This window comes from Amycolatopsis sp. DSM 110486, from assembly GCF_019468465.1.
In the GTDB taxonomy this organism is placed as follows: Bacteria; Actinomycetota; Actinomycetes; order Mycobacteriales; family Pseudonocardiaceae; genus Amycolatopsis.
Genome location: NZ_CP080519.1, coordinates 10,767,029 through 10,779,422 on the forward strand (window position 1 = coordinate 10,767,029; position 12,394 = coordinate 10,779,422).

The 12,394-nt window shown below is 72.9% G+C and carries 11 protein-coding genes; 1 reads left to right on the forward strand and 10 read right to left on the reverse strand.

Annotated elements, in window-relative coordinates:
- Nucleotides 1-38 precede the first annotated feature (38 nt).
- Genes K1T34_RS51835 through K1T34_RS51860 form a run of 6 tightly spaced genes read right to left on the reverse strand, consistent with a single transcriptional unit; the run spans nucleotide 39 to nucleotide 6,620 of the window.
- A complete protein-coding gene (locus K1T34_RS51835; protein WP_220242095.1) occupies nucleotides 39-1,964 on the reverse strand; it encodes an FAD-dependent oxidoreductase in 1,926 nt (641 codons plus the stop codon).
- Nucleotides 1,961-2,155, reverse strand: a complete 195-nt coding sequence (locus K1T34_RS51840) for a ferredoxin (protein ID WP_220242096.1) — start codon at nucleotides 2,153-2,155, stop codon at nucleotides 1,961-1,963. The genes K1T34_RS51835 and K1T34_RS51840 overlap by 4 nt, the downstream gene beginning before the upstream one ends.
- Complete coding sequence (locus K1T34_RS51845; RefSeq protein ID WP_220242097.1) at nucleotides 2,152-3,405, reverse strand: cytochrome P450; 1,254 nt, start codon at nucleotides 3,403-3,405, stop codon at nucleotides 2,152-2,154. The genes K1T34_RS51840 and K1T34_RS51845 overlap by 4 nt, the downstream gene beginning before the upstream one ends.
- Nucleotides 3,406-3,415: 10 nt before the next feature.
- The gene (locus K1T34_RS51850) at nucleotides 3,416-4,234 is read right to left on the reverse strand and encodes a nuclear transport factor 2 family protein (protein WP_220242098.1); all 819 of its coding nucleotides are present in this window, start codon (nucleotides 4,232-4,234) and stop codon (nucleotides 3,416-3,418) included.
- The gene (locus tag K1T34_RS51855) at nucleotides 4,234-5,043 is read right to left on the reverse strand and encodes an enoyl-CoA hydratase/isomerase family protein (protein WP_220242099.1); all 810 of its coding nucleotides are present in this window, start codon (nucleotides 5,041-5,043) and stop codon (nucleotides 4,234-4,236) included. Before K1T34_RS51855 ends, K1T34_RS51850 begins: the two co-directional genes overlap by 1 nt.
- Nucleotides 5,040-6,620 carry an acyl-CoA carboxylase subunit beta gene (locus K1T34_RS51860; RefSeq protein WP_220242100.1) on the reverse strand — a complete coding sequence of 527 codons (1,581 nt, stop codon included), beginning with the start codon at nucleotides 6,618-6,620 and terminating at the stop codon, nucleotides 5,040-5,042. Before K1T34_RS51860 ends, K1T34_RS51855 begins: the two co-directional genes overlap by 4 nt.
- 159 nt (nucleotides 6,621-6,779) lie before the next feature.
- On the opposite strand from K1T34_RS51860, the gene K1T34_RS51865 reads away from it, so the two are divergent.
- Nucleotides 6,780-8,540, forward strand: coding sequence for a biotin carboxylase N-terminal domain-containing protein (locus tag K1T34_RS51865; RefSeq protein ID WP_220242101.1), 1,761 nt, complete (start codon nucleotides 6,780-6,782; stop codon nucleotides 8,538-8,540).
- An 18-nt stretch (nucleotides 8,541-8,558) separates the two neighbouring features.
- Here K1T34_RS51865 and K1T34_RS51870 read toward each other — a convergent pair whose 3' ends face one another.
- Genes K1T34_RS51870 through K1T34_RS51885 form a run of 4 tightly spaced genes read right to left on the reverse strand, consistent with a single transcriptional unit; the run spans nucleotide 8,559 to nucleotide 12,381 of the window.
- Entirely contained in the window at nucleotides 8,559-9,359 is an 801-nt protein-coding gene (locus tag K1T34_RS51870; RefSeq protein WP_220242102.1) for an SDR family NAD(P)-dependent oxidoreductase, read from the reverse strand.
- Between the two features lie 28 nt (nucleotides 9,360-9,387).
- Nucleotides 9,388-10,149, reverse strand: coding sequence for an SDR family NAD(P)-dependent oxidoreductase (locus tag K1T34_RS51875; RefSeq protein WP_220242103.1), 762 nt, complete (start codon nucleotides 10,147-10,149; stop codon nucleotides 9,388-9,390).
- On the reverse strand, nucleotides 10,146-10,979 hold the full coding sequence (locus tag K1T34_RS51880) for a mycofactocin-coupled SDR family oxidoreductase (protein WP_220242104.1): 834 nt from the start codon (nucleotides 10,977-10,979) through the stop codon (nucleotides 10,146-10,148). Before K1T34_RS51880 ends, K1T34_RS51875 begins: the two co-directional genes overlap by 4 nt.
- A gap of 49 nt (nucleotides 10,980-11,028) precedes the next feature.
- Nucleotides 11,029-12,381, reverse strand: a complete 1,353-nt coding sequence (locus K1T34_RS51885) for an NAD(P)/FAD-dependent oxidoreductase (RefSeq protein ID WP_220242105.1) — start codon at nucleotides 12,379-12,381, stop codon at nucleotides 11,029-11,031.
- Nucleotides 12,382-12,394: the final 13 nt, after the last annotated feature.

Below are 12,394 nucleotides of genomic sequence, written 5' to 3' on the forward strand. Positions count from 1 at the left end.
GGGTGGCGATCACGCTACCGTCGGCGAGCGACCGGCACTCAGACGGCGAGCCCCGTGTCCGCGCCGGCGTTGATCGCGCGCACGAAATCCGCCGGGGTTTCGGCGTCACCGAGGATGCGGACGTCGACGCCGTCGGCCGCGAGCTCCGCGGCGACCTGCGGGCCGGTCGCGCGCCAGCCGATGGCCAGCGCGACGAGATCGGCCTCGACGATCTCGTCGGCCGCGGTGTCGACTGTGTCCTCGGCGGCCGGGCGCCAGCGCACGGAGCCCGGCTCGATCCCGACGACCACGGCCTTGGTGAGGACACGGACACCGTCGTGGCGCAGCTGTTTCACCAGCTGCCGCCGCGTGATCGCCTCGATGCCGCGGCCGATGCTCCCGCGCATCTCGACGATCGTCACCTCGGCGCCCCGGGCCCGCATCAGCTCCGCGGTCTCGCACCCGGTGGCGCTGCCGCCGACGACCACCAGCCGGGTCCCTGGCACCACCTCGATCTCCCCGCGTAGCAGCCGTTGCGCGTCGTACACGTCCGGCCCGTCGATGCCGGGCACGGGCGGCACCAACGGAACCGCGCCTGTCGCGACGACCACGACGTCCGGCCGCTCCTCGGCCACCGTCCCCGCGGAGACTCGTGCCGACGTGCGGATCTCGACCCCCAGCTCGACCAGCCGGCGAGCCTGGAAATCCCGGAACCGCAACACTTCCCGCTTGCTCGGCGCCGCCCCCGCCACGGACAGCTTGCCGCCGAGCGCGTCGTCGGCCTCCCACACGGACACGCGGTGCCCGCGCAGCCGGGCGATCCGCGCGGCCTCCAGCCCCGACGGCCCGGAGCCGACCACCATCACGTTTCGCGGTGCCGCGGCGGGCTCGACGGACCACGTGAGCTCGCGGCCCACCTCCGGGTTCACCGAGCATCGCGCCCGCTCGCCGCGGCCGACCAGGTCCACGCACGCGTTGCACGCGATGCACGGACGCACCTCGCCCAGCCGGCCTGCGCGCACGAGGTCCGGCCAGTCCGGTTCGGCGATCAATCCGCGGCCGAGCAGCACCAGGTCCGCGTCGCCGGAAGCCACGATCTCGGCGGCCAGCGCCGGGTCGTCCAGCCGGCCGACGGCCATCACCGGTACCGACACGGCCTGGCGCACGGCCTGGACGAGCGGGCGCATGTGGCCGCGCCGCACCGCCATCGGCGCCAGCGTCTCGTGCAGGGTCAGCCAGGTGCCCGAGGACACGGAGATCGACGCGACGCCCGCGGCCTCCAGCATTTTCGCCACCGCGACGGCCGAGTCCAGGTCGAACCCGCCAGGCTCGGCGTCGGTCCCGTTGAGCCGCCAGACGAGCGGGAGGTCCACGGCCGCGACGATCGCGCGCGCCACTTCGAGCGAGAACCGGGCACGGTTTTCGAGGCTCCCGCCGTAGCCGTCGGTGCGCAGGTTGTGCCGGGGCGACAGGAAGTTCGAGGGCAGGTACCCGTGCGCACCGTGCACCTCCAGGTAGTCGAACCCCGCCTCGGCCGCGAACCGGGCCGCCTGCGCGTAGTCGGCGACGATCCGCTCGATCTCGGGCGCGGTCAGCTCGTGCGGGGTGGGCGCGGCCGAGTTCAGCGCGACCGGCGACGGCGCCACGGACGGGCCGGCGACCACCTGGCGGCCCGGGTGCATGAGCTGCACGCCCACCACGGATCCGTGCGGGCGCACCGCCTCGACGATCCGCCGCAACCCCGGCACGAACTGCGGCGCGCACAGGCGCGGCTCTGGCCCGACCGTGTCCGCGGAAACCAGGCAGCCCTCGACGGTGATCGCGCCGACGCCACCCTCGGCGCGGCGCCGGTAGTAGGCCACGGTGTCGTCGGTGATGTAGCCGCCCTGGTCCAGGCACGTGCCCATGGGTGCCATCACGAGCCGGTTGCCGAACGTCAGCCGGCCTACCCGCACCGGCGTGAACAGGACGTCCAGCGCGCTCACGGCAGGATCCGCAGCGCCGCGACCGGGCACGCCTCGACGCCCATCTCGGCGGTGTCCTCCTCCCCCGGCGGCACCTCCTGTTCCGCGGCGACACCGGAGAAGCCGTCGTCGTTGAGGGGGAACAGCTCCGGGTCGATGATGTAGCACTGCGCGTGGCCCTGGCAGACGTCGGGCACCTGGCCGATCTTCACGAGATCCTCCCGGCGCCGTGCGTGACGGGGAGCGTCTCCATGGCCCGCGACGCCAGGCTCGCCTTCCACTGTGGATCGCGGGCGAGCGCGAGTTCGGGCATGCGGGCGAGGATCCGGCCCACCGCGATCCGCGTCTCCATCCGCGCGAGCTGCGCGCCGATGCAGGCGTGGATGCCTTTGCCGAACGCCAGGTGCGGGTTGGGGGCGCGGCCGAGGTCCAGCGCGTCGGGGTCGGTGAACTTCGCCGGGTCGCGGTTGGCGGCGGCCAGCACGAGGTGCACGCGTTCGCCGGGCGCGATCGTCCGTCCCCCGACCTCGGTCTCCGCGACGACCCAGCGGATCAGGACCTTGATCGGCCCGTCGAACCGCAGCAGCTCCTCGACCGCGGGACCGATCAGCGCCGGATCCTGGCGCAGCCGGTCGAGCTGGTCCGGCCGTCGCAGCAGGGCCAGCAAGGAGTTGGCGATGGAGTTGGTCGTGGTTTCGTGGCCGGCGAACAGCAGCAGGGCGCACATGGCCACGAGCTCGTCGTCGGAGAGGTGGTCGGCGTCGCCGTCGTGCGCCATGAGCGCGGACAGCATGTCCTCGCCCGGGTCGGTGCGGCGCTTCGCGATGAGCTCGCGGACGTAGGAGTCCATCTCCCGCAGGCCGCGCAACGCCCGTTCGTGCCGTTCGGCCCGCGCGGTGCCGCCGGCGCCGAACGCGACCAGCGCGAGCTCGTCGGACCACTCGCGGAAGCGATCGCGGTCCTCGGGCGCCGCGCCGAGCATCGTGGCGATCACGGTGGTGGGCAAGGGATACGCGATGTGCTCGATCAGGTCCTGCGGGCCGGAGCCGCGGAGGAAGCCGTCGATGTGCTCGTCGACGATCCGGGTGATCATGCCGTCCATCCGCGCGATCCCCTGGCCCTTGAACGCTCCCGCGGCGAGCTTGCGCAGCCGGGTGTGCGCCGGCGGGTCGGACACGACCATCCAGCTCGCCATCAGCGCGAGCACCGCGGTCGTCGCCTCCGGCTGGTCGGGCCGCTCGGCGCGCGCGGCGAGCAGCGGCCGGACGCGGTCGCTCGAGAACGCCTTGTTCTGGAACGCCGCCGAGACGTCTTCGTAGCGCGTGAGCAGCCACGCGCGGTGCTTCTCGCTCCAGTGCACCGGGTCCGCGGCGCGCAGCTCGCGGAGGACGGGGTAGGGGTCGGCGCTCGCCGACGGCTCGAGCAGGTCGTCGGGGACGGCGGGGTTTTCGGTGGCAGACATGGGTGTCCTCTCAGGAGCCGGCGGTGGCCGGCTGCGCGAGACCGCGGGCCAGCCCGAGCCGGTCGCGGACGATCCAGCCGCCGATCCGGCCGCCCTCGACGGAGACCAGACCGACGAGGTGCAGGGTCGCGGGCGTGCCGACGGCCGCTTCACCGCCGTCGGGGCCGAGCCCGCCGGCGTAGGCGCCCGTGGCGGTGATCCGGAAAGCGACGTGCTCGCCCGCGGAGAACAGCTCGTCGATCCTCGATGTGACGTCGGTGAGCAACGCGGGCCCGGCGTCGCCGTCGTCGAAGCGGACCGCGGCCGGGGGGTCCTGCGGCTGCACGGCCCCACCGGACGCGATCCAGTGCCGGACGAGGGATTCCGCGGCGGGGTTCGCCGGTTCGGCTTCGGTGTCCCACGGCGCCGGTGCGGGCGGGTCGACCGGAGACGGGTTCCCGGAGCTCAGCTGACGGCGGCGGGACAGGTAGTCCTGCTCCACGAAGTTCGTCTCCAGCCGGCGGCCGTTCCAGCGGTACAGCCCGATGCCCGTCCACACGGCGACCTGTCCGTCGCGGGCGCGCCGGCCGTGTTCGGAGAACCGCAGAGCCAGTTTCCGGCCGTCGGTGACGATCGAGTGGACCGTCAGGCACAGCCCGGGATACTGCTCGAACTGCCGCTGCGCCGCCGGGATGTACGCGTCGTCGCGCCCGGCGACCTCGTGCGGGCCCATGCGCAGGACGTAGCCGGGCTCCATGATCTCCGCGCACACGGAGACATCGTGGCGGTTGGTGTAGTCGTTGACGTAGCGGCGCATCAGCGCCACGAACGGGTCGGGGCGGGCGGTCATCAGCGGCCCTCGAACTTGGGCGGCCGTTTGCCGAGGAAGGCGGCGATGCCCTCCGCGGCGTCCGCGGTGGCGTGCAGGGTGGTGAGCGCGGCGGTCGAGTGGTCGAACTCGCCGCGGTCGACGCCGCGGTTGACCAGGTTCTTGCCGCTGGCCACGGCGAGCGGGGCCATCGACGCGAACCGCCCGGCGAGCTCGCGTGCGGTGCTCATCAGCTCGGCGGCGGGAACCACCTTCTGCGCAAGGCCGATCCGCAGCGCCGTGGGCGCGTCGACCCGCTCGCCGCCGAACATCATGAGCTTCGTCCAGTGCCGCCCGATCACCGAGGGCGCGCGCAGCACCCCGAACCCCGGGACCAACCCGACACCGCACTCCGGCATCCCGAACGTCGCCGTCTCGGCGGCCACCACCACGTCACACGCCAGGGCCAGCTCGCACCCGCCGCCGAGGGCGAACCCGTTCACGGCCGCGACGATCGGCAGTGGCGACTCCTCCACCGCGGCGAAGGTGCGCATGCAGTCCTGCTGGAACTCCCGCTTGGCGACGACGTCGGTGAGGTCGGCGAAACTCGCGATGTCGCCGCCGGCCGAGAACGCCTTGTCACCCGCGCCGGTGATGATCACGGCTCGCGTGCGGCCGTCGGAGGCCAAGTGGGCCAACGCTTCCCGCAACTCCGGCCAGAATTCGCGGCCCATCGCGTTGAGCTTGCCCGGGGTGTCCATGGTGAGCACCGCGACCGCGCCCTCGCCGTCGCCGGTGTCGTCGACCTCGACCCGCAAGGTGCGGGCCGCAGCGGGATTCCAGGTGCTCACGCAAGTCCTCCCGAGGCGATCTCGATGCTCGTCGCGATGACGTCCCGCGTGCGGGCGGGCTCGATGACGTCGTCCAGCGACAGGTGCGCGGCGGCCTCCCACGGCTCGGCCTCGCTGATCCACTCCTCGGTCAGCTCGGCGACGAGCGCCGCGTGCGCCTCGGGGCCTTCCTCGGCCAGCACGCGTTCCAGCCGGCGCCGGTGGATCGTGCGGATGCCGGTCTCGGGCGCCATGAACCCCAGCTCGGCACTCGGCCACGCGTAGAGGAAGTCCGGTTTGGTCGGGCGCCCGCCCATCGCGAAGTGCCCGCCACCGTAGGCCTTGCGCAGCACCACCCCGACCTTCGGCACGGTCGCCTCGGCGATCGCGGACACGAGCCCTTCGTAGCCGTGCAGGATGCCGCCGCGCTCGGCCTGGGTGCCGATCATGAGACCGGGCACGTCGTGCAGGAACACCAGTGGCAGGCCGAACGTGTCGCACAGCTTCACGAACGTCCGCTCCTTCGCCAGCGTCGGCGGCTCCAGCGCCCCGGCGCGCACGATCGGCTGGTTGCCGATGAGCCCGACCGGCCGCCCTTCGATCCGGGCGAGGGCGCACAGGAGGCTCGGCCCCCAGCCGTCGGCCCAGGGCAGCACGCTCTCCTCGTCGGCGATGCACGCGAACACGTCGCGCATGTCGTAACCGGAGCGCGGGCCGAGCGGGACGATCGACTCGAGCTCACGCGGGTCCCGGGCCGGCGGGCGCGGCGGAGCGAGCGGCGGCTTCAGCGTCGAGTTCTGCGGCAGGTAGGACAGGAACGCGGCGATGGCGTCCATCGCGTCGGCCTCGGTCTCCACGACGAGGTGCGCGTTGCCCGCTTCGGTCGCCGCGGCCGGGCCGCCGAGCTCGGTGTCGGTGACCTTCTCGCCGATCGCCGGCTCCACGACCGACGGACCCGAGAGCGCGATCGACCCGCTGCGCACCATCACCACGAAGTGGGCGGTCGAGGCGTGCAGGGCGGAGTCGCCGTAGCTCGGACCGAGCACGGCCGCGGCTCTCGGCACCACCGGCTGACCGGGCGGCGGCTTGAGGAACGTGGTGAAGTCCAAGGGAAGACCGGAAAAGCGCCAGCCGGAGACGTCCGGCATCCGGCCGCCGTCGGCGTCGCACAGCAGGACGAGGGGGAAACCGTGGCGTTGCGCGTGCTCGATGAGCCGGCCCTGCTTGCGCATGCTGATGGGGGCGGTCGTGCCGGCCACCACGGAGGAGTCGATGCCGATCACGCCGATGCGCCGGCCGTCGAGCAGGCCGAACCCGGTCACCACGGCGTCGCCGGGGATCGGCTTTTCCCGGCGCAGCTCCGGCAGCGCGAGCGCGCCGATCTCGAACCACGAGCCGGAGTCGACGAGCAGCTCGATCCGCTCCCGCACGGGCAGCCGGCCGGATTCCCGGTGCCGGCGCAGGCCTTCCGGCCCACCGCTGGCGTGGGCGGCCGCCTGCTTCTCGCGGAGGACGGCGAGCCGGTCGGCCATCGTGACCTCGGCCGGTTCGGCGGTGTCGCCACCCGAGTCGTCGCGCACGGTGCTCCTCGTCGTCACGGGACCTCCCCTGGCCGGGATCGGGTGGTCCGTCCCCGGAGCCGACCCTAGACTATCAGACGACTGGTTGGTAGACAGTTCTCCACGGGGTGCTCGTCGTCCGCGACGGAACCCCCAAGACGGGTGTGCAGCGACACCACGGACGTGAGGGAAACCGACATGCCAGAGGCGACCGTCCTGGTGGCGAACCGCGGCGAGATCGCCGTTCGCATCATCCGCGCGTGCCACGAACTCGGTCTGCGAGCCGCCGCCGTCCACAGCGACGCGGACGCCGGCGCGCTGCACGTCCGGCTGGCCGACGAAGCTCACCGGATCGGACCGCCGCCCGCGCGAGCGTCCTACCTGGACGTCGACGCGGTGCTGGGTGCGGCGAAGGCGGCCGGTGCGAGCCTCGTGCACCCGGGTTACGGCCTGCTGAGCGAGGACGCCGGGTTCGCCGAGGCAGTCACCGCGGCCGGGCTGACGTTCGTCGGGCCGTCCGCCGAGGTCATCGCGCGGATGGGCGACAAAGTCGCGGCGCGCGCGGTGGCCCGGAAGTGCGGCGTGCCGGTGCCGCCCGGCACCGCGGATCTCACGGCCGAGCAGGCGGCGGCCGAGGCGGACCGGATCGGCTTTCCCTTGGTGGTCAAGGCTTCGTTCGGCGGGGGCGGGCGGGGCATGCGCGTCGTGACGTCCGCCGGCGGGCTCGCCGAGGCGATGGCCGCGGCCGGGCGGGAAGCGGGCGCCGCGTTCGGACGGCCGGAGGTGCACCTCGAGCGCTACCTCCAGCCGGTGCGGCACGTCGAAGTGCAGGTGTTCGGCGACGCGCACGGCACGGTCGTCCACCTCGCCGACCGGGACTGCTCGGTGCAGCGCCGGCACCAGAAGCTCATCGAGGAGGCGCCGGCGTTCGGCCTGCCGGATCGGGTGCGCGCCGCGCTGCGGGAGGCGGCCGTGACCCTGGCGCGCGAGGTCGGTTACGTCGGCGCGGGCACGGTCGAGTTCCTCGTGCTGCCGGAGACCGGCGAGTTCTTCTTCCTGGAGATGAACACCCGGCTGCAGGTCGAGCACGGCGTGACCGAGCTGGTCACCGGCCTCGACCTCGTCGCGGCGCAGCTGCGGGTCGCGCTCGGTGAGCCGCTGCCGTTCACGCAGGACGACGTGGTGGTGCGCGGACACGCGATCCAGGCCCGCATCGCGGCCGAGGATCCGTCGGCGGGTTTCCGGCCGGCGCCGGGCACCGTGACCGGCCTGACGCTGCCGCTGGGTCCGGGGATCCGCAACGACTTCGGTGTCGAGACCGGCGACGCGGTGCCGGCGATGTACGACTCGCTCTTCGGCAAGGTCCTCGCCCACGGCGCCGACCGCGACACCGCGCGACGCCGGCTCGTGGGCGCGTTGGGCGAACTGCGGGTCGCGGGTCCGCCGACGACCGCGCCGTACCTGCGCACGATCCTCGAATCGGCGTCGTTCACGGAAGGCAGGCACGACACGGGATCCGTCGAACGGGAGTGGGTGCCGGAACCGGCCACGGCTCCTGCCGCTCCCCCCGCCCCGCACACCTCGGGCACGAACGCCGTGCCCGCCCGGCTGGTCCGGATCGCCACGGACCGCGGGCCCGTCGAGATCGCGGTTTACGGACGCGCTCAGCGGCCCGGGGTGGTTGCCGCGCCGTCGGAACGCCCCTCACGCGACAGCGGATCAGGAAGCACCGCAGGCGCGGCAGCCGGCGGACCGCCCACCGCGCCGATGGACGCCACCGTGGTCGCGGTCCGGGTCGAGCCCGGGCAGGAGGTCGCCGCGGGTGACGTCGTCGCGGTGCTGGAGGCGATGAAGATGGAGATGCAGGTGCGCACGGAGGTCGGCGGTGTCGTCGGGACCGTCCTCGTCTCCCCCGGCACCTCCGTCGCCGCCGGGGCTCCGCTGATCACGCTCGGCTGAGCCCGGCGGTCCCGGCTGTCACGCCTTCGGGACGGCGACGATCGGGACGTCCGGCCCGCCACCGTCGACGAGGATGCGTTGCGCCGTCAGGTAATCGGCGTCGGCAGAGGCGAGGAACGCCACGACACCGGCCACGTCCTCGGGCCGCGCCACGCGGCCGAAGGGGTAGCGCGCGTCGAGGTCGGCGATCATCGGCGCGCCGGACGCCGCGACGAGGCGCTCGCCCATGTCGGTCGCCACCAGGCCGGGCGCGACGATGTTGACCCGCACGCCGTGCGGCCGTTCCTCGTGCGCCAGGGTCCGCGCGGCGGTCTCCATCGCGGCCTTCGCCATCGTGTACGCGGCGCCACCCGCCGGCGTGGTCTCCACGATCGCGCTCGACACCACGATCACGTCGCCCCGGGCCGCGGCGCGCATCCCCGGCAGCAGCGCGCGGATCAACGCGAGCGGCCCCAGCGTGTGGACGCGCAGCAGCCGCAGGTATTCCTGCTCGTCGGTGTCCGCGATCGGCGTGCCGCGGCTCGCCGTTCCGGCGTTGCTCACGAGCAGGTCGACGGGGCCGAGGTCGGCCCGGATCCGCTGCACCATGGCGGCGACGGCGGCCTCGTCGTCCACGGACGCGCGGTAGGCGACCGCGGTCCCGCCCTCGGCCGCGATCCCCGCCACGACCTCCTCGGCCGCGCCGGCGTCACGCCGGTAGTTGACCGCGACGGCGGCACCGTCGGCCGCGAGCCGCGTCGCGATCGCACGGCCCACACCGCGCGAGCCGCCGGTCACCAGCGCGATGCGGCCCGCCAGCGGCGTGGGGTCGGGGGACATCGGAAACTCCTCGTCGTCGGTGGTCGCGTCAGAGGCGGGTCGCGGCGTCGAGCCGGACCACCTCGCCGTTGAGCAGCTCGTTTTCCATGAAGCTCGCCACGAGCCGGGCGAAGTCTTCCGGGCGGCCCAGGCGTTTCGGGAACACGTGCAGGTCCATCAGCGCGGCGCGGCGCTTCTCGTCGGCCCCGGCCAGCATGCCCGTGTCCATGATCCCCGGGCACACCGTCATCACGCGAATCCCCCAGATCGCGAGATCCCGCGCGAGCGGCAGCGTCAGTGCGACCAGCCCGCCCTTCGACGCCGAATACGCCGCCTGCCCGGCCTGCCCTTCCAGCGCGGCGGCCGACGAGACGTTGACGATCAGCCCGCGCTCGCCGTCCGGGCCCGGCTCGTTGCGCGCCATCACGGCGACGGCGTGGCGCAGCACATCGAACGCGCCCACGAGGTTGATCTCCACAGTGCGCCGGAAGAGATCGAGCGGGTGCAGCTCGCCCTTGCGCGACAGCACCCGCGCGGCCGGGCTGATCCCGGCCGCGTTGACGCACACGTCGAGCCGCCCGAACCGCTCGGCGACCGCGCCGACGGCCTTCTCGACCGCCGCCTCGTCCGACACATCGGTGGGCACGAACAGCGCGCCTTCGCCCAGCTCGGCCGCGAGCTCGGCGCCGGCCGAGCTCGCCAGGTCGAGGATGCCCACCCGGCCACCGCCCGCGACCAGCCGCCGCGCGGTGCCGGCGCCGAGCCCCGACGCACCGCCGGTGACCAGGCCGACGGAACCCTCGATCCTCATTTGATCGTGGCCCCCGCGTCGACGGGCAGCGCGACCCCGGTCACGTACCGCGCCTCGTCGCTGGAGAGGAACAGCACGGCGTTGGCGATGTCGATCGGGTCGACCCACGGCACCTGGAGCGCGTTGAGCGACAGGAAGCCCGGCATAGCCGCCTCCCTCGTCGGCGCCGGGTCGTCCGGGGCGAACATCCCCCACGTGCCGGGGTTCTGGATCATGTGGGTGTCCACATTGGTCGGATGCACGGTGTTGACACGGATGCGGTGCCCGGCGAGCTCGTTGGCCATCGTGCGCATCAGCCCGACCATCCCGTGCTTGGCGGCCACGTAGTGCCCGACCTGCATGATGCCCTTCAGCCCGCCGATCGAGCTGGTGAACACCATCGACCCGCCGCCGCGGCGCATCAGGTGCGGCACCGCGGCCTTCGCGGTGTGCCAGACCCCGGTGAGGTTGACGTCGAGCATGTCCTGCCACATGTCCTCGGTGAGCTCCCAGGACATGCCGTAGGTGGCGATGCCGGCGTTCGCCACGACGATATCCAGCCCGCCGAACCGCTCGACTCCCTCGTCGAGAGCGGCCTGCAGGCCTTTGGCGTCCCGGACGTCGGCCTTGCTCGCCACGATCTGCCCACCGGCCTTCTCGACCAGCGCGGTGGTCTCGGCCAGGTCCTCCTCGGTGGCCGGCGGGTACTTGTCCACCGTCTCGACCGCCGCGCACGCGTCGATCGCGATGATGTCGGCGCCCTCCTCCGCGAGCCGCACCGCGTGTGCGCGGCCTTGCCCACGTGCCGCGCCCGTGATGAACGCGACCTTTCCCGCGACCCGTCCCGTCATGTCCGCCTCCTCTGCTGGAAGAAACTTGTTGCCGTTCAAAGACTTCCGGTCAGTAGCGCAGCGTCCCGGCGAACGCGTCGAGCCGCTTGCCCAGCACGGCCTCGGCCGCCGTGATGCCCGAGCGCGCGGCCTTGTCGATCCCGATGCCGCGGGCGCGCGTCGTGTCGCCGGTCAGCCACAAGCCCTCGATCCCGCGGACCTTCGTGTCAGGCCGGACCGGGCCGACCAGGCCCGGTTTGGTGATCACGCCGTAGCTGGTGACGACGTGCGGCTTCGTCCACAGTGCCCCGCGCGCCGCCGGCAGCATCTCCTCGATGTCCTCCCACAGCTCGGCGAACTTCCGGTCGAGCCAAGCCCGGTCGCCGTAGTGGGTGGTCGCGTCGAACGAGGCCCCGACGCACGTCAGGTACTCCCCTGCGGGCGAGACCCCGCCGTCGTAGCCGGTGAAGTTGAGGGTGAAGCCGGGCAGGCCGCAGCGGGGTGTGGACAGGAACGACGCCATCTCCCGCTCGGTCATCGCGATCACCGGCTCCTTCGCGGCGATCCAGTAACCGATCCAGCAGGCCCGGTTGCGGTTGGCCGCCAGCATGCGGATGCGCGCCGCGAGGTCCCACGGCAGCACGTCGTCGTCGAACAGCCGCAGCAGGTCCCACACCGGCGCCGACACGACCACCTGTGGGGCCGCGATCTCCTCGCCGTCGCGCAGCGTCACGCCGCGCACGGCGCTATCGCGCACGTCGACCCGGCGGACCGGCGCCGACAGCCGGAGCTCACCACCGTGGGCCTCGAACGCCGCCATCATGTTGTGCCACAACGCATCCCAGCCGCCCATGGGCCAGAACGAGTATCCGGCGGTGCGCCGCGTCGAGTAGTGCAGCTTGCGCGTGTACAGGTTCTCCGAGGCCGAGTGTTCCCACGGCCGCAAGGTGATCTGCTCCAGCACCGAGATGGCTTCCCACACCGTGTACACGCCCTCGTCGGAGGTGTACTGCGCCATCCACTCCCGCAGCGAAGCGTGGTTCCAGTTCTCCAGCTCCTCGTACGACGTCGCGTTCAACGCCTGGATGCACCGCTTGAGGCCCTGCTTCGCGCTGCCCGCGTACTGCTCCTGGATCGGCGCCCAGCCCCGGCCGTTGGTCCAGAACGGCATGGAGTCGCTGCGTTCGGAGTGCACGAGGTCGAGCCCCATGAGCGCGCACACCCTCGTCAGCGAGTCGCCGGGATCCTCGACGAGGTGGCTGCCGAGGCCGAGCTGGTGCCCCTTGTACCGGTACTCGCGCGCCCGCCCGCCGAGGTACGCGTGCTTTTCCAGCAGCAGCACGCGTTGGCCCTGTTCGGCCAGCACTGACGCCGTGACCAGGCCGGACACGCCGGCACCGAGCACGATCACGTCGTAGGACAAGAAACCTCCTCCT

Bases quoted from the DNA above. Each gene is read 5' to 3' on its own strand.
- K1T34_RS51880 (WP_220242104.1), bottom strand. From the start codon at position 10,979: ATGACGGGACGGGTCGCGGGAAAGGTCGCGTTCATCACGGGCGCGGCA.
- K1T34_RS51870 (WP_220242102.1), bottom strand. From the start codon at position 9,359: ATGTCCCCCGACCCCACGCCGCTGGCGGGCCGCATCGCGCTGGTGACC.
- K1T34_RS51875 (WP_220242103.1), bottom strand. From the start codon at position 10,149: ATGAGGATCGAGGGTTCCGTCGGCCTGGTCACCGGCGGTGCGTCGGGG.
- K1T34_RS51850 (WP_220242098.1), bottom strand. From the start codon at position 4,234: ATGACCGCCCGCCCCGACCCGTTCGTGGCGCTGATGCGCCGCTACGTC.
- K1T34_RS51845 (WP_220242097.1), bottom strand. From the start codon at position 3,405: ATGTCTGCCACCGAAAACCCCGCCGTCCCCGACGACCTGCTCGAGCCG.
- K1T34_RS51865 (WP_220242101.1), top strand. From the start codon at position 6,780: ATGCCAGAGGCGACCGTCCTGGTGGCGAACCGCGGCGAGATCGCCGTT.